This window comes from Myxococcus sp. MH1, assembly GCF_059738865.1.
Genome location: NZ_AP026947.1, coordinates 7,861,783 through 7,887,285, shown reverse-complemented (window position 1 = coordinate 7,887,285; position 25,503 = coordinate 7,861,783). Strand labels below are relative to the sequence as shown.

Here is a 25,503-nt window from a genome sequence, read left to right as displayed (position 1 = left end):
AAAACCCCTCTTCTCAGGCGTACCCTTTCCGCCCGGTGTCCCTCCCCCCGGTAATGTCTACCTCCCCTTCGAAGACGTTGAGCCCGGCCGAGCTCGCGAAGCTCGAACACGCGTTCGCTTCCGACCCCTCGTCCGCCGCCTACAAGCCTCTAGCCGAAGCGTACCTGAGCATGGGTCGCTTCATGGAGGCGATGGTCGTCTGCAAGAAGGGCGTCAAGGCGCATCCGAACGCCGCCGACCCTCGCTTGTTGCTCGCCCGTGTGTACGCGGAGCAGGGCAAGGACAAGAAGGCCCTGGAGGAGGCGCTCGGCGCGCTCCAGGTCCAGCCCGAGGACAAGGGCGCGTTGCGCATGGCCGGCGCCCTGCAGCTGAAGACGGGCGAAGCCGAGCCCGGCAAGGCGAACCTCCTCAAGGCGTACAGCGTGGACCCGGGAGACCCGGACACCGTCACGCTGCTGCAGCAGCACAAGATCGACCCGCCGCGGCCGGCCGCGCCCCAGGCGCCCGTCGCCGCGCCGCCGGTGCTCGCGCCCAGCGCCACGCAGCAGTCCGCCGCGTCGCTGGCCAGCGGCGTCGCCGCCACGGCCGAGCCTGTCTCCGCGCCCAAGCCCGCGGCCACGCCGCGCGCGCCCTCGGGCTCCTCGGCCCCGGTGCGCGCCGAGTCGCCCGCGCAGCGTCCGGCCCCCGCCCAGCCCCGCCGCCCCCAGCCGGTGGTGGTGGATGAGGTGGAGGACGACGACGAGGACGACTCGCCCCGCGGCCGTCGCAATTCGTCTCAGGGTGGGGGACGCGGCAAGTGGGTGACGGTGGCGCTGCTGGGCGCCCTGGTCCTCTTCATCCCCGGCTACATGATGTACACGCGGCACACGCGCAACGTGGCCCGGGAGCTGAAGAAGCACCTGGAGGCGTCCGCGGAGCTGCTCAAGCGCGACTCCTTCGACAGCTACAAGAAGGCGTGTGAGGCGGCCGACAAGGCGCTGGAGGTGAACTCCGACTCCGGCCTGGCCCACGGCTACCTGGCGTACGCCTACGCCATCCGCTGGGGTGAGCACGGCGGCGGCGACGACGCGCGCCGCCGCGCCGAGGAGCACCTGGCCGCGGGCATGAAGGCGGGCGACGTCAGCTCGCACCTCATCGCCGCGGAGGCGCTGGTGCAGACCTACGGCGGCAAGGGCAAGGAGGCCCTGGGCAAGCTGGAGGAGACGGTGAAGGGCCTGGACGCCCAGGGGCGCTCCAGCTCGCTGCTCTACCTGACGCTCGGCCTCATCCAGATGAACGCGGGTGACCTGGACCGCGGCCGCGACTCGCTGGAGCGCGCCCAGGTGCTCGCGCCCGACGACCCGCGCATCTACTCGGGCCTGGGCGCGGTGTACCGCCGGCTGGGCCAGGACAACACGGCCTGGAAGAACTACGACCTGGCCCTGCGCTACGAGAAGGACCACCCGGAGTCGCTCCTGGGCCGCTCCCTCCTGATGCTCGACCAGGACTCGCCCAACTACCCCCTGGTCCAGTCCATGCTGAAGAAGCTGCTGGACGCCGAGCCCCCGCCGTCGCCCCGTCAGCTGGCCGCCGCGCACCTGGCGCGCTCGCTCCTGGTCAGCCGCGTCTCCGCGTCGCTGCCCAACGAGAAGCCGGACATGCAGCAGAAGCTGGTGGAGGCCACGGGCGTGCCGCTGGACGCCCAGAAGGCGCGCGCGGAGATGCTCAAGAGCGAGGAGACGGGCTTCACGCTCGACAAGCAGAACCCGGACCTGCACCTCATCAAGGGCCGCCGGCTCTTGACCGAGGGCAGCTTCGACCAGGCCGCCGAGGAGATCCGCAAGGCCATCCGCGTGGACGGCTCGCGCGCGCAGTTCCACGTCGAGCTGGCCAAGGCCCTGATGGGCAAGCAGGGCGGCGAGAAGGAGGCCGCCGAGGCGCTCCAGACGGCCCTCAAGACGATGGGCGACAGCCCCAAGCTGGTCGTCATGCTGGGCAACGCCTACCGCCGCCAGGGCAAGCTGGATGAGGCCCTCAAGCAGTACGAGCGCGCGGTGAAGGACCCCAAGGCGAAGAACCCCGAGGCCCGCCTGGCCATGGGTGCCATCTACCGCGAGCGCTCCGATTGGACGAACGCGCAGACGCAGCTGGAGAAGGCGAGCCAGGAGTTCGTCGGCCAGCCCGAGCGCTCGGCCATCGCGCTCACGGAGCTGGCGCGCGTCTACCAGGGCAAGGGCGACGCGGCGAAGGCGGACGAGACGTACCAGCGCGCCCTCAACGCCGACGAGGCCTTCTCCCCGGCGTACTACTTCTACGCCACGCTGCTCTCCAAGGACGCCAAGCAGGGCCCCAAGGCGAAGATGCTGGCGCAGGAGTACCTCAAGCGCGAGCCGAGCGGCGAGCACGCCACCGCGGCGCGCACCCTCACCGGGGGCTGAGCAGGTCGGACAAGTGGGGCTGATGCGCGCGGCCAGCAGGGCGCGCACGGCCCCGGCCCCCCCGGGTTGATGGCCCCCGCGAGTGGGGCTATGCCCCGGGTGTTTGCCTTCCCGAACCCTTCAAGACACGAGGACGCGAGCCCGAGCCACGGTGTGGCGCCGGGCGGGCGGCCGTTCGTGGCCGGCGCGTCGTGGTGACGTGTCCTTGCCCACCCCCCGGTGGTGCCTGTATGGGAGGGCGGTTCCCGCGTCGGCAGCGTCCCTGTCACGCTCTCCCCTGGAGTCCGCTTGAGCGCGCGTGCCGAGTCCGTGTCGACGACCGCGTCCGACCTGATCTCCCTGATGAAGCCCCGGCTCTCCAGCCTGGTCCTCATCACCACGGCCGGCGGCATGTGGCTGGCCCCAGGTCCCCTGTCCACGGGCCATGCCCTGGTGACGCTGCTGGCCACGGCCGGCACGGTGGGCGCGGCCAACGCGCTCAACTGCTACTGGGAGCGCCACAGCGACAAGTTCATGGCGCGCACGCAGAACCGGCCGCTGCCCTCCGGACGCATGGAGCCGGCGGTGGCGCTGTGGTTCGGCATCTCCCTGGCGGCGGTGTCCCTGCCGGCGCTGGCCCTGGGCGCCAACCTCCTGACGGCTGCGCTGGGCCTGCTCGCGCTGCTCAGCTACGTGCTGGCGTACACGCCGCTCAAGGCGCGCACCTCGGCGGCCATGCTGGTGGGCGCCGTCCCCGGCGCGCTGCCCCCGCTGATGGGGTGGACGGCGGTGACGGACCGCATCGACGCGGGCGGCTTCGCGCTCTTCGCCATCCTCTTCCTGTGGCAGATGCCGCACTTCATCGCCATCGCCCTGTTCCGCAAGGAGGAGTACGCGGCGGCGGGCCTCAAGTCCGTGCCGATTGAGCGCGGCGACGAGTCCAGCCGCGCGCAGATCGTCCTCTACCTGGTGGCGCTGGTGCCCATGACGCTGCTGCCCTTCCAGCTCCACATCGCCGGCTCCTGGTACCTGGCGGCCGCGGTGGGCCTGGGGCTGAGCTTCCTGGGAGTGGGGGCGTGGGGGTTCTTCCGCCGGCTGGGGAAGCCCTGGGCGCGCCAGACGTTCATCTTCTCGTTGATCTACCTCACCGGATTGTTCGCGGCGCTGAGCCTGGACCGCGTTCCCCGCGGCTAGGCGCGCGGGGCAGCCGGCGGAAAGCCCGCCCATGCCTGATACCTCGGTTCACACCCCTCCACCCGCGCTGCTCCACCTCGAGGGGCTGACCCGACGCTTCAAGGACCGCGTGGCCGTGGACGGCCTCACGCTGTCGGTGCGGCCCGGCGAAATCCTGGGCCTGTTGGGCCCGAACGGCGCCGGCAAGTCCACCACCTTCCAGATACTGGCGGGCCTGCTCGCGCCCGACGCGGGGCAGGTGCGCTTCGCCGGCCGCGAGCTGTCCCTGAGCGACCCGGCGCTGCGCCGGCAGATGGGCATCATCTTCCAGCGCGGCAGCCTGGATGACCTGCTCACCGCGCGGGAGAACCTGATGCTCGGGGCCCGGCTGTACGGGCTGACGGGCGAGCGGGCCCGCGAGCGCGTGGAGTCCATGCTGGGGCTCATCGGCCTGTTGGACCGGGGCGACGAGCGGGTGGGCACGTGGTCCGGGGGCATGCGCCGCCGGCTGGAGCTGGCCCGCGCGCTGGTGCACCAGCCCCGCGTGGTGTTGATGGACGAGCCCACGCAGGGCCTGGACGAGGCCGCCTTCCGCACCTTCTGGGCGCACCTGAAGCGGCTGCGCGACGCGGAGGGGCTGACGGTGCTGCTCACCACGCACCGGGCCGACGAGGCCGAGGTCTGCGACAGGCTGGCGGTGCTCGACGCGGGGAAGCTGGTCGCGTGTGACACGCCGGCCGCGCTGGCCGCGCGCATGGGCGGGGACCTCCTCACGGTGGAGGCGCCCGAGCCGGAGACGCTGGCCCGGGAGGTCCGCGAGAAGCTGGGCGTGGACGCGAAGGTGGTGGAGGGGCGGGTGCAGGTGGAGGCCCGGCAGGGCCACGCGCTGGTGCCCCGGTTGGTGGAGTCCTTCCCGGCGGGGCGGATGACGTCCGTCGCGCTGCGCCGCCCCACGTTGGCGGATGTGTTCCTGCAGCTCACCGGGCGCGCGCTGGGCGCCGACGTGCCGGCCGTGGAGGCCGCGCCGAGGAGACGCCGATGAACGCCGAGGTTTCCACCGCGCAGCCGCCCCCCGTGGCCGAGGACGCGCGGGCACCGGGTGCGCCGGGCACGCTGGCGCTGCAGTGGGCGACGGTGCGGGTGCTGATGGCGCGCGACGTGGTGCGCTTCTTCCGTCAGCCCAGCCGCGTGGTGGGCGCGCTGGCGCAGCCCATCCTGTTCTGGTTCGTCATCGGCTCGGGCTTCGCGGGCTCGTTCCGCGTCGAGGGCGCGCAGGGGCTGGGCTACCAGCAGTTCTTCTTCCCGGGCGTCGTCACCATGGTGCTGTTGTTCAGCGCCATCTTCGCCACGATTACGGTCATCGAGGACCGCCGCGAGGGCTTCCTCCAGGCGGTGCTCGCGGGGCCGGGCTCCCGGCTGGCGGTGGTGCTGGGCAAGGCGCTGGGCTCGTCCGCGATTGCCCTGATGCAGGCGTCCTTGTTCCTGCTGCTGGCGCCGCTCGCCGGCGTGAGCGCGGCCACCCTGGACCTGCCGCTGCTCGTGGCGGTGATGGTGCTGTCGGCGCTGGCGCTGACGGGCATGGGCATGTCGCTGGCGTGGTGGGTTCGCTCGAGCGCGGGCTACCACGCGGTGATGAGCATCGTGATGCTGCCCATGTGGGTGCTGTCCGGGGCCATGTTCCCGCTGAAGGGCGCGGACACCTGGCTGTCGTGGGTGATGGTGCTCAACCCGATGCGCTTCTCCGTGGAGGGCGTGCGGCGCGCGCTGTACGGCGCCGAGGCGTCCGTGGCGGTGGGCTCGCCCCTGTCCGGCGCGGGCTGGGAGGTGCCGGTGCTGCTGGCGTTCGCGGCGGTGTTCCTGGGGCTGGCGGCGGCGAGCGTCAGCCGGCGCGAATAGCGCGGACGGGCCGTTGGACAGGTCCGCGTCCTTTGACTACGAGGGAGCGCGGACGAAGTACCGGTTCACCGAGGAGATTGCACATGACGCTGCGCACGCTCGGCCTGTCGATGCTGGGAGCCGCGGGGCTGTTGGCCCTGCCCGCTTGCAAGAAGGAGGAGGCCCCGGCCACGCCTCCGCCCGCCGCGCCCGCCCAGGCGGCTCGCGCGCCCGAGGAGAAGGCGCCGCACGCCGCCACGCCCATCCAGGCGCCGGGGCAGACGACGAACGTCCCCGTGGGCAAGGGCGAGGTGAAGGGCACGGTGACCTTCACGGGCACGGCGCCCGTCGCGGCGGACCTGCCGCCCAGCGCGGACCCTGCCTGTGAGGGGCGGGCGTCGAAGGACGAGGCGGTGCTGGTGAAGGACGGCAAGCTGCGCAACGTGCTGGTGCGCGTGCGAGGCGCTGTGCCGGGGGCCTCCACGGTGCCGAGCGAGCCGGTGGTGGTGGACCAGTCGAAGTGCACCTACGTGCCGCGGGTGCAGGGCGCGGTGGCGGGGCAGCCCGTCGTCTTCAAGAACAGCGACGGCACGCTGCACAACGTGCGCGGCGTGGTGGGCACCAAGTCGGCCTTCAACGTGGCCCAGCCGCCCTCGGGCGCGCCGGTGCAGAAGTCCGTGCCCGCCGCGGATGACGTGCTGAAGCTCAAGTGTGACGTGCACCCGTGGATGACCGCGTTCGTGGTGAGCAACCCGAACCCGTTCTTCGCCACCACGGGAGAGGACGGCACCTTCGCCATCCAGGGCCTGCCCGCGGGCACGTACACCCTGGAGGCGTGGCACGAGACGTTCGGCACCAAGAGCGCAGAAGTCACGGTGAAGGACGACGCGCCGGCCACCGTCGCCTTCGCGTTCACCGCCGAGGACGCGTCCGCGAAGAAGTAGGGCTGGGAGGGGCGCCTTCCGCGAGACGAAAGGCCCCTCGCGGCGCGGGCCTCGCGCACGACGCAGGGTCCGCTTCGATGGAAAGGGCTCCTCGCCACGTTCGCGAGGAGGCCCCGCCTACGCCGCGGGCTGCTCCAGCGAGCCCGGCGGCCCCGCCTTCTTCACCGTGAAGCCCACGCGGGCGCCACCGCCCTCGCGGTTCTCCGCGAACGTCTCGCCACCGTGGGCCTTCGCGATGCGCTGCACCAGCGCGAGCCCCAGTCCCAGTGAGCCCGCCTCGCGGGCCTCGCCGCCCCGGTCCTTCCGGTAGAAGGGCTGGAAGATGCGCTCCTCCTCACCCTGGAGGAGCCCCGGACCCCGGTCCTCCACGCAGAAGCACATGTCCTCCTCGCGCTCCTCCACCCGCAGCGTGCTCGCGCCGCCGCCGTGCTTGCGCGCGTTGTCCAGCAGGTTGACCAGCGCGCGCCCCAGCAGCGTCGCGTCGCCCACCAGCACCGCCTCCGGCAGCTCCGAGTCGAGCAGCTCGGGCGGCAGCCCCGCGCGCTCCAGCGCCTGACTCGCCAGCGTGCGCCCATCCAGTACCCGGGGCGTGAGCTGTCCGAAGTCCAGCCGCGAGCTCGCCAGCAGCTCGCCCACCAGCGCGTCCAGCTCCACCACCTCGCGGTCCACCTGGTCCAGCGTCTTGGGATTCCCGCCGCCGTCGCGCAACAGCTCCGTCAGCACGCGCATCCGCGCCAGCGGCGTGCGCAGCTCGTGCGACACCGCCGCGAGCAGCTCGCGCTGGTCCGCCACCTGCTTCTCGATGCGCCCCGCCATGTCGTTGAAGGCGACCGCCAGCACGGTGAACTCACCCGTCGCGTGGGGGAGGACCTCGGCGCGAGCGTCGAGCCGTCCGGCGCCCAGCGCCTTGGTGGCCTGCACCAGCGCATCCACGGGCTTGGCCAGCCTGCGCGCCATCTTCCCCGAGGCCATCCACAGCATGAGGCACGCGGCGACCAGCGGGAGGATCAACTTCATCTTGTTCTTGGCGCGCTCGCTCCCGTAGCACAGCCGCACCTGCCCCAGCGTGGTGTCTCCGCGCACCACCGGGAGGGACATCTCGGTGCTGTTGCACAGCCCTCCGGCCAGCACGAGCAGCTTGCCCGACGCGTCCTTCAGCTCCACGTCGATGTCCAGGTCCCGCGCCACCGACTGCGCCAGCGCCTCCCTGCGCGCGGGCTCGTCCCAGACCTCCTCGAAGCGGTGGCTCGCGAAGTTCTTGAGCCGGACCATCTCCTGCTTCCAGGTGGTGCCTCCGACGATGTTGAACACCAGGCCCACGACCAGGCCCGTCAGGGAGATGGTCAACCCGAACCACATGAACAGGCGCCGGTGCAGCCGGGAACGCACGAAGTGGCCCAACCGGCTCATGCGCCAGTGACTCCATCGCGCCTGATGGTGTCGCCGCCACCGCTCGATGTGCTCGTGCCGGGGATGCTTCCCCCAACCCCCGGAACGTCGTCCCCAGCCCGGACGCTTGTCCGACGAGGAGTCGTCGTTCGCCCACTGTCCACCTTGTCCCTGGGCCCGTGCCTCCTCCTCCTCGCGGTGGAGCCAGCGTGAGAACTCCTCGGCCTCCTCGCAGCTCAAGTCCCACGGGCCGCAGTCGTCGCGGCGCCAGGGGGAGGAGCGCCTCGGCTCGCCCTTGCCACCCTTGTCGTCCCGGTGGCCCATCAGAGGCCCTCTTTGGCGAAGACGTAGCCCACGCCGCGCACCGTCTTGATGAGCCGCGTGCCGATGTCGCCCAGCTTCTGCCTCAAGTGGGAGATGTGCACGTCGACCGTGCGCTCGCCCACCACCGTGTCGCTGCGCCCCGCCTCACCCAGCAGCGCGTCCCGGGGGATGACGCGGCCCGCGCGGCGCACCAGCGCCACCAGCAGGTCGAACTCCAGCCCCGTCAGGTCCACCAGCTTGCCCTCCGCTCGCACCTCGCGCCCGGCCACGTCGATGGACAATCCGCCCGCCTCCAACCGGTCCGCCACCGCCGACGGCTGCGAGCGCCGCAGCACCGCCCTCAAGCGCGCCAGCAGCTCCCGGGGACTGAAGGGCTTGGGAAGATAATCGTCCGCGCCCAGCTCCAACCCCACCACGCGGTCCGTCTCGTCACCCTTCGCGGTGAGCATGACGACGGGGATGCGGCTCTTGGCGCGGATGCGCTTGCACACCTCGAGGCCGTCCATGCCCGGCATCATCACGTCCAGCAGCACCGCGTCGTAGGCACTGGCCTCCAGCGCGGCGAGCCCCCGCCCCCCATCCGGGGCATGCGTCACACTGACGCCGTTCTGCCCGAGGTACTGCGCGAGCAGTTCATACATGCGGGTGTCATCGTCGATGAGCAGGACGCGTGTGGACATGGACGGAGTCGATACTAACGCGGCCCGGGCGCTGGAGCCTGGGTCGTGGTGGAGGACGGCGAGCCGGCGGTCGCGGTGGCGTCCGGGGGGCACTCGGGCCCGTTGGCCGCAGGCGCTCGACGTCCCCAGCGCTCCGCGCCCCTGTCGCCGGGACAGGGACCGTGGTGGCGCGAGAGGCTCTGGAAGCCGGAGATGAAGCCTCCGATGACTCCCAGGGTGAGGACGACGATGAGGATGCCGCGGCGGGGTCGCATCATGAACATGGGGTTCCTCGATTCGTGTGTGAGAGGGTTTCAGACCATCGGGTGGTCATCGCCTCGCCAGCCCTGGTGCCCGCCGCAGCGGCGCCCGTGCCACCCGGGGCCCGCGCCGTGGCCATGGCCCCAGCCGTGCTCGAGCACGTCCGCCAGCTCACGGCGCTGGCGCGGGTCCAGTGCCTCGTGCACCTGCGACAGCGCGCCCTGGAGCGTCTTGCGCGCGTTGTCCACCGCGACGTCGTGGCGGGCGAAGAGCTCCCGCAGCGCGGCGCCGTCGAAGTGCTCCCCCCTGAGCGCGGTGCCAATCGCGGCGCGGCTGGGGCGCACCTCGTCACGCAGCTTGTCGAAGGCCTCGGTGAGCTCCTCGGTCGCCTGGACGATGACCTTCTCCTGGCCCGGAGAGGTCTCCAGCCGCTCGAACAGCCAGCGCAGGCGCATCCGCCAGCCGAAGCGACCTCCCCGCCGAGGTCCATGCTGGCGCCAGCCTCGGCCACCCCGCACGGTGTAGATGAGGCCGGCCAGACAGGCCGAGCCGAACAGAAATCCGAACATGAAGGTCCTGCTCCTTCCCAGCGGAGCGGGCCGGGATGGCGCGCCTCCGTCTTGGATGGGCAGGAAGGTAGAGGGCGGGTGTGAAGCCAACGCCCGGGGCCCCGTGAAGAAACGTGAAGGGCTTTCGCACCGTCCCGGGATGAAGGGGCGAATGTGGCCTGTTGACCTCTGGAGCGATTTTCAGCCCCTGGGACTGTCCTCTGGCCGACGACCGCCTGCCCGCTGGGTGGGGGTCGGGTGGACAAAACGGTCCTTGAGGTAGATTCTCGCTTCAGTGTCGGAGCGATGTCCGCCCCGCACTGGCGGTCCGGCTGGTCCCGGGTCGCCGTCTAGCAGAAAGAAGAAGGTCACATGGCATTCGGTACTGTGAAGTGGTTCAACGACGCCAAGGGTTTCGGCTTCATCGCGCAGGACAGCGGTGAGGACGTGTTCTGCCACCACACCGCCATCAACATGGATGGCTTCCGCACCCTGCAGGAGGGGCAGAAGGTGGAGTTCGAGGTGACCCGTGGCCCCAAGGGGCTGCAGGCCCAGAACGTCCGCGCGGCGGGCTAATCGCGTCATCCTGGCCACCCTTGAGTGAGCCCGAGGCCCGGTCTTCCCTAGGGGAGGCTGGGCCTTCGTCTTTGCGGGCTCAGGGCCGCGGGGCAGGCGGGCGTGGGCGCCAGCCGCGTCGGGCCGGGCGTCGGGGCTTACCTTCGACGGGAACGCGCGGCGCATCCGCCGCCAGACGCCCGAGGGCGAAGGGGACGCGAGCCATGGGGGATACCAGCGTGAAGAAGGTGGAGAGCCGGCACTCGCCCCGGGGAGAGATGGGGCAGAAGTACCTGGCCTCCGGCGTGCGGCTGTCCATGCGGCTGTGGGAGGACGAGCCGCCAGGGGAGCCCAAGCCCGCCGCGCCGCGTGACTACGAGACGGTGGGCTTCGTACTGAAGGGCCGCGCGGAGCTGCATTTGGAGGGGCAGCTCATCCTGCTCAACCCCGGTGACTCGTGGCTCGTGCCGCGCGGCGCCAGCCACACATACAAAATCCTGGAGACGTTCTCCGCGGTGGAGGCCACCAGCCCTCCGGCCGCCGTGCATGGCCGCGACGAGGGCGCGCACGAGCAGAAGCCCGCGAAGGCGTGACGGAGGGCTCAGGGGCCTGGCGGGGCCTCCTCGAGGGGCACCGCCGCCTCCAGCGCGACGTCCGAGCTCGCCCGCGCGGCGTCGCCGCACTGGATGGTGCCCTTCACCCAGTGCCGCCGGTTCACGGGCGAATCCGTGACGATGACGGACGTACTGGAGCTCTTCCCGACGAAAAGGAGCGGCCCGCCCTGGCTCCCCGTGTCGAAGGACCAGTCGTACTCGCGCCCCCCACAGAGCTCCGCGGCCCGCCGGTGGAAGTAGCCTTGCAGCGTGCCCAGGTGTGTCTGCGGATTGCCGCGCACCTCAATCTGGATGACGCCCGGGGCCACCTCCATGTCGTGATAGCCGCCCGAGCCCGTCATCGGCTGATAGGGCGTGACGCAGCCCGCGCAGAGCAGCGGTACGCAGGCGGTGAGGGCTCGGCGCGAGAGGGTCATCCCCTGTCTATTCGGAAGCAGCCTCGCTTCCTGGTCGTGCACCGCTTCTTCGGAGGTGCTGCTCCAGGAGGGAGAGGATTCGGGCGGACGTCTCCGCCTCGCTCTTCTTGCTGCTGAAGCCGTGACCGTCGTCGGGGAGGACGAAGTAGTCCACGGGCACGCCGTTCTTGCGCACGCCCTCCACGAGTTCGTCCGTCCGGGCCTTGGGTACGCGGGGGGCCTGGGCACCCTGGATGACGAGCAGGGGCTTGCGAATCTTCTCCGTGTGGAACCGCGGAGAAATCTCCCGCAGCATCGCCGCCTGGGGCTGGGGATTGCCCAGCTCCTGGTAGTGTATCCCTTCGCGGACTGCCCGCCCGGTCCCCCATGGACGAAGACGATGGCGGGGGCCTTCTGTTTCGCGCTCGCCTGATGGGGCTTGTAGAGCAGCGCGGGAATCTCCAGTCCATCGAAGGACTTGAAGCGCACCGACAGCGCCACCTCCGAGATGGTGCCCGAGGGCAGCGCCGGGAGCGCGCGAGGCGTGCCTGTCTTCAGGTCGTGGACCTGGAGCGTGGTCTTCCCATCCTCGTTGACGCGGGTGACGCGCAGCGCGCCGCGCTTCGAGAACGTCGTGGAGAGCATGTCCCAGGCGGGCGCATCCACATGCTCGCGCTGGCCGGTGGCGAGCACATGGCGCTCCACGCGTATGAACTCGGAGCCCTCGTTGGTGAGCAGGTACAGCGAGGAGGAGGTCGGGTCGCTGGTCGCCGCCTTCCAGGTGGCGTTGCCCGCATGCGCCGTGAGGTGCTGCAGCTTCCCCGTGGCCAGCTCGAGCAGGGATACGTCGCTGTCGGACAGCGTCCGGGACTTCTCCAATGCCAACCACTTCCCGTCGGGTGAGAGGGCCGCGGGCACGTGCTCGCCGTCCCCCTCGTGCAGCCGCGTGCGCGCATAGGTCCTCGCGTCGTAGCGGTAGAGGTCCTGGAAGCGCGCGTCGCGCTCGTGGGTGAGGACGTGGAAGGCCGCGTCGTCGTGGCTCCATCCGAAGAACGTGGCGCGATGCTTGTCGCCCGGCGTGAGGTCCTGCTCCTGCCCATCGGGTGTGCGCACGTAGAGGTGGTGCTGCTCGTTGCCTCCCGAGTCCCGGGTGAGGAGGACCCGGTCCTCGTTGGGGAAGTAGCCGACGGCGAGGGTGGCATCCTTGGTGGCGTGGGTGAGCTGCGTGGGCTTGCCACCCTTCACCGACATGGAGAAGACATTGAAGACCCCGGTCTGGTCCGACGAATACAGCACCCGCTGCTCATCCGCGTAGAACGACGCGCCGAGCACCGTGGTCGTCTCCATGAACTGCTTGGCGGTGTAGCGCTTCGGCGCGGCGGGTTGCCGGGATGCTTCCGGGCGAGGGCCGGCCAGCGCCAGGGCGGGCAGGACGGTGAGGAGGGCAATGGCTCTCATGGGGCGTCACCAGGAGGGCCCGGGATGACCTCGACAGGGCGGAGGCGGCACTGTCCGCCGCCCGTCGGGTGCCTTCAAGGCGCCACGGTGAAGATGGAGCTGTAGGTCATGGCGGCGCGGTAGGGCGCCCGCTCTTGTGTGGCGAGCGGCGCGTGCTCGACGTCCCAGTGGGGCGCGTCGATGGCAAGCACGCTCACATAGAAGTGGGAGCCTGGGGCCAGCATGTCGAGCGGCACACGCAGCTCCTGGATGGAACCGGGCACGTTGATGGCGCCCATGCTCACGAACGCTCCGACCTGTGGAAAGAACTGTCGGACAATCACTTGATAGGCCGTGGGCGTTCCGACGGCCGGCGGGCGCCACGAAATCAAGGGATGGACCGAGCTCACTTCGTGCGGCGTACTGGCCGACTTCCAATCGATGCGCAGGGAGCGGGGGGGAGACAGCTTGGGGACGATGGGGCCGGAGGCCAGGTCCTCGAGCTTCTCGACGGCGGTATAGCCTCCCAACAGGTTGACGGTGCGCGCGGGATTGCCCGGCATCTGTGTGGCGAAGACGGTGCTGTAGTTGACCCTCCCGACCACATCCCAGTCCGAGGGGTACGGATTGCCGAACCGCAGCTGGGACGCGAAGTCCGAAGCAGTCCCTCGGGGCAGGATCAGCCGGAGCAGCGGCTGGGCGTCGCCCATCCATTGCTCCGCGGAGGTGTGGGGCGTGGGATGGACCTCGAACCAGACGGTGCCCGGGAGCGCGCGCGGGTGGACCTGAACGGCCTGACGCGCGAACTCGGACAGACGCCAGTCGAGCGGGAACTCCTGGAGCGCCAGCGGCTGGAGTTCCGCGTCGACGCTCAGGGGCGTTGTCTCCCAGGCCGGCACGAAGTCGAGCGGCGGCAGGTGCACGGAGCGCTCGACGGCGGAATAGCCCACCCGCGTCCCATCGGGCATCCCACCCGCGATGAACTCCCCGAGCTGATGGACATACATCCGGTCCCCGGCGCTCGACTGGAAGGCGGGGATGCCCATCCGGTTGTAGGAGAGCAGGACGGCCTCGTCGGTGACGATGGAGGTCGCTCCCTCGGGCGTCGTCTCCTCCGGAACGAGCAGGTCCCCGAGCAGGTCCACGTCCATGGCCACCGCCTGAAGGCTGGAGCCGGGCTGATACGTGCCGCTCGGGCGACGCCAGGGAGAGAGGTTGCGCACGTCGAGCTGAACGGGGACCCAGTCGACGCTCGGATACACCGCATCCACGCGCCCGATGCGGTGGGTGCCGATGTCCACGTGGCGGGCGGACGTGAGGAGGCTGGTCCGGGTGCTCGAGTCCTTGCGCAGGGAGTACTCCGTCCTGGGCACACCCGTGAAGCGCCACCCGCCCGCCACGGGAGCGCCGGTGATGCGGGTGAACGACGTGCCCGTCTGGAGATGGATTTCCGGAGGATCCGCTGACAGGTCCTCCAGGCGCTCCGCGATGCCCACCGAGGTGTGGAAGCGCGTGGTGCTCGTCACCAGCACCTCGTCCTCGGCGAGCGGCGCCTGGGACGAAGACGTCTTCACGGCGTCGGACTGCCCGCCTCCGCATCCCAGCAGACAGAGGGCACACGTCGCCCCCCGCAGGGTCGACCTGCTCAGCAGTGACATCATCGAGGACCACCTCTCCAAGGATTGGGTTTGCTCCAGTAACTCGGTAACACGAGCGCCTCTGGAGGCTCGGCGCGGACCTTCGCGGTGCAATCATTCCTGGCCCCGTCGATACATCCATGCGTCGCCTGCGTTTCCCCACGCGGGCTCCGTCCTTCCGGAGACGGCGCTTTCAGCAGGGGGGCGCGGTGGGTATCCTCGCGCCGAGGCGTGGCCCCTCAGCCGCCTCCTGGAGACCCCATGCATCCGAAGAGGCGTCATCGATGGTCTGCTCGCTGCGCGGTGCTCGGCTTGGGCGTCGCGCTCATCGTCGCGCCGGGCTGCTCGAGCGATGATGAACCCGGCGTGGATGTCCCAAACCCGTTGACCAATCCCAAGGACGGCCCCCCGGCCGGCAACCCGAACGCGGAGGCCACCTGCGGCGTGCCCGCGGAGGCGGGGCTCGCGGATGTCTCCAGGCCCACCACCGTCGTCGGCACGGGCACGCCCGCGAGCTGCACGAGCGCCGCCTTCATCGACGCCGTGGCCAAGGGCGGCGTCATCACCTTCGACTGTGGGCCGGAGCCGGTGACGCTCACGCTCGACCGGACGGCGAAGGTCTTCAACGACAAGGGGCCGGACATCGTCATCGACGGAAAGGGATTGGTGACGCTCAGCGGCGCGGGCCGGCACCGCATCCTGTACATGAACACCTGTGACAGGAATCAGGTCTGGACCACCGCGCACTGCGACAACCAGGACCACCCCCGGCTGACGCTCCAGAACCTCACCTTCATCGACGCCAGCTCCAAGAGCGAGACGGAGTTCGACGGCGGCGGCGCGGTCTGGGTTCGCGGTGGCCGCGTGAAGGTCATCAACTCCCGCTTCTTCAACAACGCATGCGCGGATGTCGGCCCCGACGTGGGCGGCGCCGCGCTGCGGGTGTTCGACCAGTACAATGACTTGCCCGTGTACGTGGTGAACACGACCTTCGGAGGCAAGGCGGGCTATGGCGGGGCCTGCTCGAACGGCGGCGGCATCAGCAGCATCGGCGTGTCATGGACCGTCATCAACAGCCTGTTCTCCCACAACCGGGCCATCGGCAACGGCGCCAATCCCTCGCGTCCGGGGACGCCGGGTGGCGGCAGCGGCGGCGCCATCTACAACGACGGTAACAGGATGACGCTGTCTCTGTGCGGCACGCGAATCGAGCACAACGAGGTCAACGCGCACGGCAGCGCCATCTTCTTCGTCAGCAATGACCACTCGGGCGACATCCGCATCGACCGCTCGGTCATCCAGAACAACCTGGGCGGCTCCTGGTACGTGACGCACCCCCAGATTTCGAATCACTCGGACACGCCCATCACCGTCACCAACTCCACGATTCAGTGACGGACCGGCCGTGACGGGGCGCTAATAGACATAGGGCACCTGCTGGGCCCAGGTGCTCTTGCCGTAGTGCCGGTGCAGATGGCGGAAGGCGGCCATGGCCTCGGGGGTGTTCTGGTTGCAGACCCGCTTGCTGGCGCGCACGGCGCGGTACAGGGCGATGGGCGAGCGAGGGTCCTTCGGGTGCTCCTTGGCCCATGCGAGCGCGACCTTCGAGAAGTACACCACGGCGCTCCCCGCCTCGACAATCCGTTGCCATTCCGAGACCGCCGTCACGCGCTCCTCCTCACTCACGAAGGAGAACGGTGTCGCCTGCACCGGGTACAGTGTGCACCACCAGTTGTCCTTCCCGGAGGTGAAGGTGGTGAGGCCGGGGTGCCAGATGCGCCTCGGGTCGGTCACCAGGGTGACCGAGAGCACGGGCAGCCCCATCACGAGCAGCCGCGCCTCGAACATCCGCTCCTCGACGGTCGTCCTGCCGAGCATCGCGCGCAGCTCGCTCCGGGCGGTGGGCTCCGACTCGGCCAGCATTGTCGCCAGGGCCTGGAGGGTCTCATCATCGCCCAGGATGGCGGCTCGCACGAAGGCGGTCCATCGCAGTTGCTGGCGATGGGCCGGGGGCACCCGCTCGTCAGAGCTCAGCGCGACCAGGCGACGCGCGGTGATGGGCGTGTTGAGGAGGGAGAGCGCCGCGTAGCTGAAGGCCGCGGGCTGCTCCAGGCGACCGTCGGCCAGGGTGGGGCGGGTCCACGGTGCTTCCTCGGCGACGCGCTCCAGGGCGATGCCCAGGAAGGCCTCCCAGCTCGTGGCGAGCAGGAGCCGCTCAGCGTGGACGAACTTGTTGCTCGTGGGACGTGCCCGCACCTGCTCGAGTGGCACGGCGGCCAGGCGCGCGCGTGCCGCGTCCAGCAATCGCTGCTCCCGCAGCAGCCTCACGCTGTGCAGCGCGAGGGTCAGCCCTTGGGGGGCGGAGAGGGGCACCCGGGCCGCCGCGACGAGCAGCGCGTCCACCTCCGGAGAGTCTCCCCGCGCCTTGAGCATCGCGGCGACGAGCCAGGGGGCGAGGTGGGTCTGCTTCCATCTCGCGAGCGCCACGACATAGGCCTCCCGCTTCTGCTGCTCCTGCTCCGGGGGCCAGGTCTCGGCGGCCTGCTGCATGACGTGAATCCACTGGAGCAGCTCCTGGGGGGGGCGCGGGGCTCGACGGACACTTGCGACCCGGCTCGAACGACAGGTCGAAGTCGCCCAGCTCCGCCGCGAGCGCGGACCCCGTGCCGGGCTGGAGCACGAGCGTCGGCAGCGTGCAGGCCCACGCCTCGCGTTGCGTGCGGGAGCGGACGAGGCTGCGCAGGCGCCGGGTCTGCGCATGGACGGCGCGCAGTCGAGGCCTCGCGAGGATGCGGGTGATGGTCGCATCCGCCTCGTCGAGGCGAGCCATGAAGCGGGCTTGCTCCTCGGGCCGTCCGCTGCCCCAGGGGCTGTGCTCCTTGAGGGCCCGGCGCACCTGCGTGCGGGCCACGAGATACGCGGCGCGGGTCCGGTAGGGGGTGTCGCGGTGTCCCTCGATGGCCTGGAACGCGGCGAGGGCCTCGTCGAAGCGGCTGCAATACAGGTGCGAGGCGGCGACCTGGTAGTCGCGCTCGGCCTGCCGGCGGGCCTGCACCGACGCGGAGGGTTTAACGGGGCGCCCGACGTCATCGAGGTCCCCGGCGCTCAGCGCGGGCAAGGGCTGGCAGGAGCCCGCGAAGATTGCGTTCTGGGCGTCGACCCACTCGAGCAGCAGCGCCGGGTGCTTTCGCCACAGCCGGGACAAGGTCCCCACGGTCTCCGCGGCGCGCTCGAACGCGTCGCCGTGGATGTGACGTTCCTCCTCCGGGATGTCGGAGCGGGGGGATGTGAGTCTCGCGGAGTCCAGGCCGAGGGAGTGCAGGGCCAGCGACCTGGCCTCGTTCCAGACACCCTGCTCCTTCGAGGTGTCACCGCGCTCCAGCTCGCCTTCCATGCGCTTCCAGGTGTCCACCACCGCGCGCTGTTCCTCGGGTGTGGTGGGCACCCCCATCATCCAACGCCACGCATAGGCGAGGTGCATGGGGTGGTGTGTGCCCGCGAGCATCTCCAGGTGCCCCGCGGCGAAGCGCTCGAAGGGGGCGTCGGGATGCGAGTACATGCTGGCCTGATCACCCCCGGGACCACATGCCTCGGCCGGAGCGGCGGGCCACGACAGGAGGAGCTACAGGCAGAGCGCGAGGAGGGGCTTCATGGCGTCAGGTCCTTCAGGGCCTGGGCGAGCGACTCCGACGTCCAGGGGCGGGGGTTGAAGAGGTAGAGCGTGTCCACGCCGGAGGGCGCGCGGTGTCGCTCGTCGAGCGCGAGGCCCACGCTTCGGCCACACGGCGCCGCGCCGCCGCGCGCGAACCGGGCGCGCCACGTGGGCCCCTCCGGGCCCATGCGGAACAGCTGGGGGACGACCTCGTCCACGGGGGCCTGCTCCAACCAGCTCCCCTGCGTGCACCACGAGGCGAGCCCGGTGATGGACAAGGGACGCGAGGCGCCCAGCAGCTCGCGCGTCTGGCGCAGCAACGCCAGATACGCCGCCTGCTCCGACTCGCGGGCGTCGAAGTCGATCTGGAGCATGGACACGTCCCGGGGGCGGGCCAGGTCGACCAGGCGCTGGGCCACCCCGCGCAGCTGGGCGGGCGAGTAGTGCGCCAGTGAGGCGCCGTCGCGCATCTCCAGGCGGATGGTGCCGCGAGGGCGCTTTCCGGTCGGAAGCCGGATGGGCTGTTGGCGCGAGTGGGTGCGCCATCGCGACGCGCGCAGTTCCAGCGTCGCCAGGAGGACGGACACCTCGACGGAGGGATTCTCGAGGAAGCTCAAGTCCTCGGGGCGCTCCCACGCCCACAGGACGACGCGGGGGGCGAGTGGGGGCGCCGGCTGGAGCGGACACGACACGGCCAGGCCCAGGAGCAGGGTGGCGAGACTGCCACGGCGTGGCATTGCGGCCTCATGCGGGTTGGGGGAATGACGGGCGAGCGTGGCCACGGGACCGCGCCCCTCACGATAAAGCAATGCCAGTGCCAGACGGCGGCGAGGCTCGTGGCGGGCGGGGACTATCGAAAACACCCGCGCACGCTTGATGATGGTGTCATGCCCAGGTCTCTGGAATGCCGCGTCACGTTGCTGGTCGCCCTGTCCATGCTGGTGCCAGGGTGGGCCGTCGCGGCGTCGCCGACCGGGGGGAGCGCGCCGGTGACGCTCCGCTGGAAGGTGCCGCCGTCCTCGCTCGGCTATTCGTACACGATGGACACGATGTCCCCGAAGTCGAGCACCATGAAGGTGGACATCTCCGGCGTCCGGCTGCGGGGCGAGCCCGCCGGCAAGCGCAAGAAGCTGTTCGAGATGGCGCAGCCGACCCAGTCCGCCATGGCGCTCGTGCTGTCCCCGAAGCCCTCGGGTGACGTGGCCGCGCGGGTGGTGGTGACGAAGATGGAGATTCCCAAGACGAAGCGCGCGTCGAAGGAGGCCAAGGAGCTGGCCCGGCAGCTGAAGGCCATGGAGGGCGGCGTGCAGATTCGGGCCACCCTCACGCCCTCGGGGCTGGTCACCAGCGACTTGAAGCGCGAGCACCGCAACCTGGTGGCCTTCATGGTGGAGCTGCCGTCGCGCCCGGTGTCCGTGGGCGACGTGTGGACCCACAGCGCCGACCTGGTCGACATGGGGAAGAACTGGAACGGCGAGAGTGACGCCATCAACCGCGTGGAGCTGGTGTCCCTGGAGCGCGAGGCCGAGGGCACCACGGTGGCCGTCATCGACTTCACCGTCGCGGAGCGCCACGCCGGCCGCTACGAGAACCCCGCGCTGGCCAAACCCATCCCCGCCACCATGGAGATGTCCTATGTGGGGCGCGGCGAGTTCCTCGTCGAGGAGGGCCGCTGGCGCCGCGTCGCGGGGGAGATGGCCACCCTTGCCAAGGGCGTGGTCTCCGTGGACTCCGCGCAGCGCTTCGTCATGGTGCCGCTGGAGCCCATCCCTCCGGAAGTCCTCTCGGCCCAGTAGCGCGCCTCGGCGCTCCTTCCACACCGGGTCATTCGGAACTGGGGGACTGACACCTGGCTCGGGTGTCACGGCTCACCCGTGTTTCATTGTCGATGCTTGGGTTACGGTCACCGGCCCTCCCATGTCTTGATTCCCCCACGGATACCCCGGTCTCGGGAGGAAGGCCGAGGTGTGTCAGGAGTGGCGCTCTTGAAAGGCAGACAGTGGCAGCAGGCCCCCCAGGGTTCCGCTGGTGTCGGGCGGCCTTGTTGGCATTGGGGATGGGTTGTGGCGAGACGCTGCCCATCGACGCGTCGGAGTCGGAGTCGCGGACCCAGCGCGGTTCGCTCGCGGGCGGGCAGTCGGTGGCGCGGGTCGCGCCGGGGGCGTACCACTCGCTACCAGGACGGGGACGGCTACGGGCACGGTGGCCATTGGCAGTACGCGTGCAACCGTCCGGGGGCTACACGAACAACGGCATCGACTGCCACGACAGCAATGCGGCCATCAACCCGGGCCAGCCGGAGTCCTGCCTGGATACCATCGACAACAACTGCGATGGGTACATCGCCCCGTACTGCGGCGGGCCGACGAACCCCAATCCCAACCCGTGCAATGGCGACCCCTTGTGCCATGAGCCCTGAGTGAGACCCTCCGCCGGGCATCCCGTGTCGTGGGATGCCCGGCGGTGCTTCAAGGCCGCGGGCTACGGGGTGACGATGAGCCCGGTGACGCGGGTGTTGTTGTCCTCACGCAGCTCGTGCAGTGACTCGGTGGCATCCACGAATGCGCCCAGGTGGTAGGCGCCGGCCAGTCCCATCGCGCCGGGCGGGAGGTTGGCCGACACGGTCAGCGGCTGGGTGCTGCAGCTGTTCGGGTTCAGCGAGTTGAGGCTCGCGACCCCGAGGAGGGCCTGATCCGGCGCGGGCTGCACCGAGTCCGGGGTGAGCACCGTGCCGAGCGAGGTGTAGAGGTGCACGCTGCTCGGGTCGCTGGGCTGGGTGCCCTGGTTGCAGACCGTCACCGTGGCGGTGAAGGAGTTCCCCATCCGGACGAAGGAGGGACCCGTCAGCGCGGTGACCACCAGGTCCGCCTTGTTGCCGACGCCCACGAGCCCCTTGATGAAGATGTTGTTGTCCTCGCGCAGCTCCTGGACGTTCGCGTCCTCGTCGACGATGGCGCCCACGTAGTAGGCGCCCTCGGTGTTGTAGGCGTCCGGAGGCAGATGGGGCGTGAGCTGCGTGGGCACGGTGGTGCAGTTCCCAGGGAGGAGCGAGGGCACGGGGACGTAGCCCAGCGGAGACTGGTCCATCGGCGGATAGGGCGGCGAGTTGGCGCCCATCGCCGTCAGCGCGTCGTCCATGGACAGGTACAGCTGCACGTGGCTCGACGTGCTGACCTCCGTGCCCTGGTTGCACACCGTCACCGTGCCCGTCACGTTCTGCGCAGGGGGCCCATCCAACCGGAAGCTCGGCGGCACGCTCATGCCGGTGATGACGAGATCCGCCTTGCTGCCGATGCCGACGAGGCCATGGATGAACGTGTTGTTGTCCTCGCGCAGCTCCTGGACGTTCTCGTACTCGTCGACGATGGCGCCGATGAAGAACGCGCCGTCCTGGCCCTGCGCGTCCGGAGGCCGGTTGGGCCAGATGTCCGTGGTGACGGTGGTGCAGTGGCCGGAGGCCAGGTTCGGCACCCAGGCGCTGCCCGCGTACATCTGGTCGGTGACGGGATAGGGCGGCATGCTGGGGCCCATGGAGGTCAGCTGGTCGTCCATGGAGATGTAGAACCGGACCTCCGTGGAGTCGCTCAGGGAGGTACCCTGGTTGCAGACCGTCACCGAGGCCGTCGGGGTCGGCGAGGAGGGGCCGCTGGTGCGCAGGCTGGGCGGCACCACCATGCCGGTGATGACCAGGTCGGCCCTGTTGCCGACACCGACGAGGCCGTGGATGAACGCGTTGTTGTCCTCGCGCAGCTCCTGCTCGTCTTCCTGCTCATCGACAATGCCGCCGACGTAGTACGCGCCCTCGAGGCCCTGCGCCGCCGGAGGCATCACGGAGGAGAGCGGGACGCTCACGGTGGCGCAGCGTCCGGCGAAGAGCGAAGGCACCGGGGCCATTCCGAGCGGCGCCTGGTCCATGACGGGGTAGGGCGGCGTGTTGGGTCCCATGGCGGTCAGCGTGTCATCCATGGAGAGGTAGAGCCGGACCTGCGTCGACCCGCTGTCCTGCGTGCCCTGGTTGCACACCGTCACCGAGGCCGACACGGAAGAAGAAGGACCGTTCCGGAGGCTCGGCGGCACCACCATGCCGGTGATGACCAGGTCGGACCCGTTGCCGACGCCGACGAGGCCATGGATGAACGTGTTGTTGTCCTCGCGCAGCTCCTGGACGTTCGAGTCCTCGTCGACGATGGCGCCCACGTAATATGCGCCGTTGTTGCCCTGCGCGTCCGGAGGCGGCTGGGGCGCGAGCTGGGTGGACACCGTGGCGCAGTGTCCGGGGAAGAGCGAGGGCACGGGGACGAAGCCCAGCGGTGACTGGTCCATGGGCGGATAGGGCGGCGCGTTGGGCCCCATCGCCGTCAGCACGTCATCCATGGACAGGTACAGCCGCACCTGCGTCGACGTGCTGTCCTGCGTGCCCTGGTTGCAGACCGTCACCGTGCCCGTCGCGGGCTGTGACGAAGGAGACCAGCCGGTGCGGAGGCTGGGCGGCACCTTCATGGCGGTGACGACGAGGTCCGGCTTGCCGCCGATGCCGACGAGGCCGTGGATGAACGCGTTGTTGTCCTCGCGCAGCTCCTGGACGTTCTCGTACTCGTCGACGATGGCGCCGAAGAAGAACGCGCCGTCCTGGCCCTGTGCATCCAGAGGCCGGTTGGGCCAGATGTCGGCGGAGGCGGTGATGCACTGGGTGGGGTAGAGGTTCGGCACCCAGGCGCTGCCCGCGTACACCTGGTCCATGACAGGGTAGGGCGGCATGCCGGGGCCCATGGGCGTCAGCTGGTCGTCCATGGAGATGTAGAGCCGGACCTCCGTGGCGTCGCTGTGGGAGGTGCCCTGGTTGCAGACGGTGACCTTCGCCTTCGGGGGCTGCGAGGAGGGGTAGCCGCTGGTGTTCAGGCTGGGCGGCACCACCATGCCGGTGATGACCAGGTCGGACTTGTTCCCGAAGCCGACGAGGCCGTGGATGAACGCGTTGTTGTCCTCGCGCAGCTCCTGCTCGTCGTCCTGCTCGTCGACGATGCCGCCGACGTAGTACGCGCCCTCGAGGCCCTGGGCCGCCGGAGGCAGCGAGGCCGCGAGCGGGGTGGGCAGGGTGGCGCAGCGTCCGGGGTAGAGCGAGGGCACGGTGGCGAAGCCCAGCGTGGACTGGTCCATCGGCGGATAGGGCGGCGGATTGGGCCCCATGGCCGTCAGCGTGTCATCGACGGACAGGTACAGCCGGACCTGCGTCGACCCGCTGTCCTGCGTGCCCTGGTTGCACACCGTCACCGAGCCTGTCTGGGGTTGCGGGGACGGGTAGCTCTGGGAGCGGAGGCTCGGCGGCACCACCATGCCGGTGATGACCAGGTCGGACCCGTTGCCGACGCCGACGAGGCCATGGATGAACGCGTTGTTGTCCTCGCGCAGCTCCTGGACGTTCGAGTCCTCGTCGACGATGGCGCCCACGTAGAAGGTGCTGTCCGTGTAGGAGGCATCCGGAGGCAGCTGGGGCGTGAGCTGGGTGGACACCGTGGCGCAGCGCCCGGGGAAGAGCGAGGGCACGGGGACGAAGCCCAGCGGCGACTGGTCCATCGGCGGGTAGGGCGGCATGTTGGGGCCCATCGCCGTCAGCACGTCATCCATGGACAGGTACAGCCGCACCTGCGTCGACCCGCTGTCCTGCGTGCCCTGGTTGCACACCGTCACCGTGCCCGTCGCGGGCTGCGACGAAGGATACCAGCCGGTGCGGAGGCTGGGCGGCACCGTCATCGCGGTGACGACGAGGTCCGGCTTGTCGCCGATACCGACGAGGCCGTGGATGAACGTGTTGTTGTCCTCGCGCAGCTCCTGGACGTTCTCGTATTCGTCGACGATGGCGCCGATGAAGAACGCGCCGTCCTGGCCCTGCGCGCCCGGAGGCCGGTTGCCCCAGATGTCGGCGGCGGCGGTGATGCACTGGGTGGGGTAGAGGTTCGGCACCCAGGCGCTGCCTGCGTACACCTGGTCGGTGACGGGATAGGGCGGCATGCCGGAGCCCATGGAGGTCAGCTGGTCGTCCATGGAGATGTAGAGCCGGACCTCCGTGGCGTCGCTGTGGGAGGTACCCTGGTTGCAGACGGTGACCTTCGCCTTCGGGGCCGACGAGGAGGGGTAGCTGTTGCCGCGCAGGCTGGGTGGCACCTCCATGCGGGTGATGACCAGGTCCGCCTGGACTCCGAAGCCGACGAGGCCGTGGATGAACGCGTTGTTGTCCTCGCGCAGCTCCTGCTCGTCTTCCTGCTCATCGACGATGCCGCCGACGTAGTACGCGCCCTCGAGGCCCTGCGCCGCCGGAGGCAGCGCGGGCGAGAGGTTCGTGGAGACGGTGGTGCACTGTGAGGGGAAGAGCGAGAGCACCGGAGCATGTCCGAGCGGCGCCTGGTCCGTGACGGGCTGCGGCGGCGCGTTGGGGCCCATGGCGGTCAGCACGTCGTCCATGGAGAGATAGAGCCGGACCTGCGTCGGCCCGCTGGGCTGCGTGCCCTGGTTGCACACCGTCACGGAGCCCTTGGGCTGCTGCGACGAAGGATATCCGCTGTTGTGCAGACTGGGCGGCACCACCATGGCGGTGATGACCAGGTCGGACCCGTTGCCGGCGCCGACGAGGCCATGGATGAACGTGTTGTTGTCCTCGCGCAGCTCCTGGACGTTCGCGTCCTCATCGACGATGGCGCCCACGTAGTACGCGCCGTTGTTGCCCTGCGCGTCCGGAGGCAGCTGGGGCGTGAGCTGGGTGGACACCGTGGCGCAGCGCCCGGCGAAGAGCGAGGGCACGGGGACGAAGCCCAGCGGCGACTGGTCCATGGGCGGATTGGGCGGCGCGTTGGGGCCCATCGCCGTCAGCACGTCGTCCATGGACAGGTACAGCCGCACCTGCGTCGACCCGCTGTCCTGCGTGCCCTGGTTGCAGACCGTCACCGTGCCCGTCACGGGCTGCGACGAAGGATGCCAGCCGATGTGGAGGCTGGGCGGCACCTTCATGGCGGTGATGACGAGGTCCGACTTGTCGCCGAAGCCGACCAGGCCGTGGATGAACGCGTTGTTGTCCTCGCGCGTCTCCGCCACGTTCTCGAACTCATCGACGAGGGCGCCGAAGTAGTAGGCCCCCTGGAGGCCATTGGCGTCCGGCGGCAGGTGGGGCCAGAGGTCCGCGGTGAGCGTGGCGCACTGACTGGGATACAGGTCCGGCACCCAGGCGTTGCCCACCTGCGCCTGGTCCGTGACGGGGATAGGCGGCGCGCTGGGCCCCCGGGACGTCAGCACGTCGTCCATGGAGATGTAGAAGCCCACCTCCGTGGAGTCGCTGTGGGAGGTGCCCTGGTTGCAGACGGTGACCTTCGCCTTCGGCGCCTGCGAGTAGGGATAGTTGCTGGCGCGGAAGCTCGGAGGCACCACCATGTCGGTGATGACCAGGTCCGGTCCATTCACCAGGGAACCCGTGCTGGCGCCCAGGTGGGTCGCTGGTGACGCCCCATCACCGCCGGAACAGCCGGTGCTCCCTGTGACCATCAAACCCAGCATCAGCAGACCGCTGCTGGCGGTCGTTCTCCATGCTGCCCTCTTCATGTCGTCTCCCTTTGCCGCGACGGATGGGGTGCCCCGAGGCCTTCCAGGGCGTGTCTC

The 25,503-nt window shown here is 70.1% G+C and carries 21 protein-coding genes; 11 read left to right on the top strand and 10 right to left on the bottom strand.

What is annotated here, in order from left to right; translation table 11 throughout:
* The first annotated feature begins 53 nt into the window (after positions 1-53).
* From AC6JA9_RS30925 to AC6JA9_RS30905, 5 genes are all read left to right on the top strand, one after another.
* A complete protein-coding gene (locus AC6JA9_RS30925) occupies positions 54-2,417 on the top strand; it encodes a tetratricopeptide repeat protein (protein WP_223745381.1) in 2,364 nt (787 codons plus the stop codon).
* A 288-nt stretch (positions 2,418-2,705) separates the two neighbouring features.
* Positions 2,706-3,590 carry a heme o synthase gene (cyoE, locus tag AC6JA9_RS30920; RefSeq protein ID WP_223745382.1) on the top strand — a complete coding sequence of 295 codons (885 nt, stop codon included), beginning with the start codon at positions 2,706-2,708 and terminating at the stop codon, positions 3,588-3,590.
* A 31-nt stretch (positions 3,591-3,621) separates the two neighbouring features.
* The gene (locus AC6JA9_RS30915; RefSeq protein WP_223745383.1) at positions 3,622-4,611 is read left to right on the top strand and encodes an ABC transporter ATP-binding protein; all 990 of its coding nucleotides are present in this window, start codon (positions 3,622-3,624) and stop codon (positions 4,609-4,611) included.
* Positions 4,608-5,465 carry an ABC transporter permease gene (locus tag AC6JA9_RS30910; protein ID WP_223745384.1) on the top strand — a complete coding sequence of 286 codons (858 nt, stop codon included), beginning with the start codon at positions 4,608-4,610 and terminating at the stop codon, positions 5,463-5,465. Before AC6JA9_RS30915 ends, AC6JA9_RS30910 begins: the two co-directional genes overlap by 4 nt.
* A gap of 83 nt (positions 5,466-5,548) precedes the next feature.
* The gene (locus AC6JA9_RS30905; RefSeq protein ID WP_223745385.1) at positions 5,549-6,388 is read left to right on the top strand and encodes a carboxypeptidase regulatory-like domain-containing protein; all 840 of its coding nucleotides are present in this window, start codon (positions 5,549-5,551) and stop codon (positions 6,386-6,388) included.
* A 117-nt stretch (positions 6,389-6,505) separates the two neighbouring features.
* On the opposite strand, the gene AC6JA9_RS30900 is transcribed toward AC6JA9_RS30905, so the two are convergent.
* From AC6JA9_RS30900 to AC6JA9_RS30885, 4 genes are read right to left on the bottom strand one after another with little or no spacing between them, the layout of a single operon-like run.
* Positions 6,506-8,101: a sensor histidine kinase gene (locus AC6JA9_RS30900; RefSeq protein ID WP_324289158.1), complete on the bottom strand. Its 1,596-nt coding sequence runs from the start codon at positions 8,099-8,101 to the stop codon at positions 6,506-6,508.
* A complete protein-coding gene (locus AC6JA9_RS30895) occupies positions 8,101-8,781 on the bottom strand; it encodes a response regulator transcription factor (RefSeq protein ID WP_046715302.1) in 681 nt (226 codons plus the stop codon). Before AC6JA9_RS30895 ends, AC6JA9_RS30900 begins: the two co-directional genes overlap by 1 nt.
* Before the next feature lie 14 nt (positions 8,782-8,795).
* A complete protein-coding gene (locus AC6JA9_RS30890) occupies positions 8,796-9,038 on the bottom strand; it encodes a hypothetical protein (protein WP_408889644.1) in 243 nt (80 codons plus the stop codon).
* Between the two features lie 36 nt (positions 9,039-9,074).
* Positions 9,075-9,590, bottom strand: coding sequence for a periplasmic heavy metal sensor (locus tag AC6JA9_RS30885; protein ID WP_267700051.1), 516 nt, complete (start codon positions 9,588-9,590; stop codon positions 9,075-9,077).
* Positions 9,591-9,941: 351 nt separating this feature from the next.
* Between AC6JA9_RS30885 and AC6JA9_RS30880 the strand changes: the two genes are divergently transcribed.
* Both AC6JA9_RS30880 and AC6JA9_RS30875 read left to right on the top strand, forming a co-directional pair.
* Positions 9,942-10,145, top strand: a complete 204-nt coding sequence (locus tag AC6JA9_RS30880; protein ID WP_046715299.1) for a cold-shock protein — start codon at positions 9,942-9,944, stop codon at positions 10,143-10,145.
* Positions 10,146-10,348: 203 nt separating this feature from the next.
* Positions 10,349-10,717 (top strand): cupin domain-containing protein, encoded by a 369-nt coding sequence (locus AC6JA9_RS30875; protein WP_267700052.1) that lies wholly within the window; start codon positions 10,349-10,351, stop codon positions 10,715-10,717.
* Positions 10,718-10,725: 8 nt separating this feature from the next.
* On the opposite strand, the gene AC6JA9_RS30870 is transcribed toward AC6JA9_RS30875, so the two are convergent.
* On the bottom strand, positions 10,726-11,154 hold the full coding sequence (locus AC6JA9_RS30870) for a hypothetical protein (RefSeq protein ID WP_483578444.1): 429 nt from the start codon (positions 11,152-11,154) through the stop codon (positions 10,726-10,728).
* Positions 11,155-11,161: 7 nt separating this feature from the next.
* A complete protein-coding gene (locus tag AC6JA9_RS30865) occupies positions 11,162-11,449 on the bottom strand; it encodes an alpha/beta hydrolase family protein (RefSeq protein WP_483578443.1) in 288 nt (95 codons plus the stop codon).
* 162 nt (positions 11,450-11,611) lie between these two features.
* Here AC6JA9_RS30865 and AC6JA9_RS30860 point away from each other — a divergent pair, with 162 nt between their 5' ends.
* A complete protein-coding gene (locus tag AC6JA9_RS30860; RefSeq protein WP_483578442.1) occupies positions 11,612-12,091 on the top strand; it encodes a hypothetical protein in 480 nt (159 codons plus the stop codon).
* A 574-nt stretch (positions 12,092-12,665) separates the two neighbouring features.
* Here the strand turns inward: AC6JA9_RS30860 and AC6JA9_RS30855 are convergent.
* Entirely contained in the window at positions 12,666-14,144 is a 1,479-nt protein-coding gene (locus tag AC6JA9_RS30855) for a hypothetical protein (protein WP_483578441.1), read from the bottom strand.
* 324 nt (positions 14,145-14,468) lie between these two features.
* Here AC6JA9_RS30855 and AC6JA9_RS30850 point away from each other — a divergent pair, with 324 nt between their 5' ends.
* Positions 14,469-15,602 carry a hypothetical protein gene (locus tag AC6JA9_RS30850; protein WP_483578440.1) on the top strand — a complete coding sequence of 378 codons (1,134 nt, stop codon included), beginning with the start codon at positions 14,469-14,471 and terminating at the stop codon, positions 15,600-15,602.
* 21 nt (positions 15,603-15,623) lie between these two features.
* Here AC6JA9_RS30850 and AC6JA9_RS30845 read toward each other — a convergent pair whose 3' ends face one another.
* A complete protein-coding gene (locus AC6JA9_RS30845) occupies positions 15,624-16,757 on the bottom strand; it encodes a hypothetical protein (RefSeq protein WP_497958265.1) in 1,134 nt (377 codons plus the stop codon).
* A gap of 1,098 nt (positions 16,758-17,855) precedes the next feature.
* A complete protein-coding gene (locus AC6JA9_RS30840; RefSeq protein WP_497958264.1) occupies positions 17,856-18,596 on the bottom strand; it encodes a hypothetical protein in 741 nt (246 codons plus the stop codon).
* Positions 18,597-18,746: 150 nt separating this feature from the next.
* Here AC6JA9_RS30840 and AC6JA9_RS30835 point away from each other — a divergent pair, with 150 nt between their 5' ends.
* Positions 18,747-19,655, top strand: a complete 909-nt coding sequence (locus AC6JA9_RS30835) for a hypothetical protein (protein WP_223781956.1) — start codon at positions 18,747-18,749, stop codon at positions 19,653-19,655.
* Between the two features lie 425 nt (positions 19,656-20,080).
* Positions 20,081-20,278 carry a putative metal-binding motif-containing protein gene (locus AC6JA9_RS30830; protein WP_497958263.1) on the top strand — a complete coding sequence of 66 codons (198 nt, stop codon included), beginning with the start codon at positions 20,081-20,083 and terminating at the stop codon, positions 20,276-20,278.
* 62 nt (positions 20,279-20,340) lie between these two features.
* Here the strand turns inward: AC6JA9_RS30830 and AC6JA9_RS30825 are convergent, their stop codons facing one another.
* Complete coding sequence (locus tag AC6JA9_RS30825; protein ID WP_497958262.1) at positions 20,341-25,446, bottom strand: CARDB domain-containing protein; 5,106 nt, start codon at positions 25,444-25,446, stop codon at positions 20,341-20,343.
* Between the last annotated feature and the right edge of the window lie 57 nt (positions 25,447-25,503).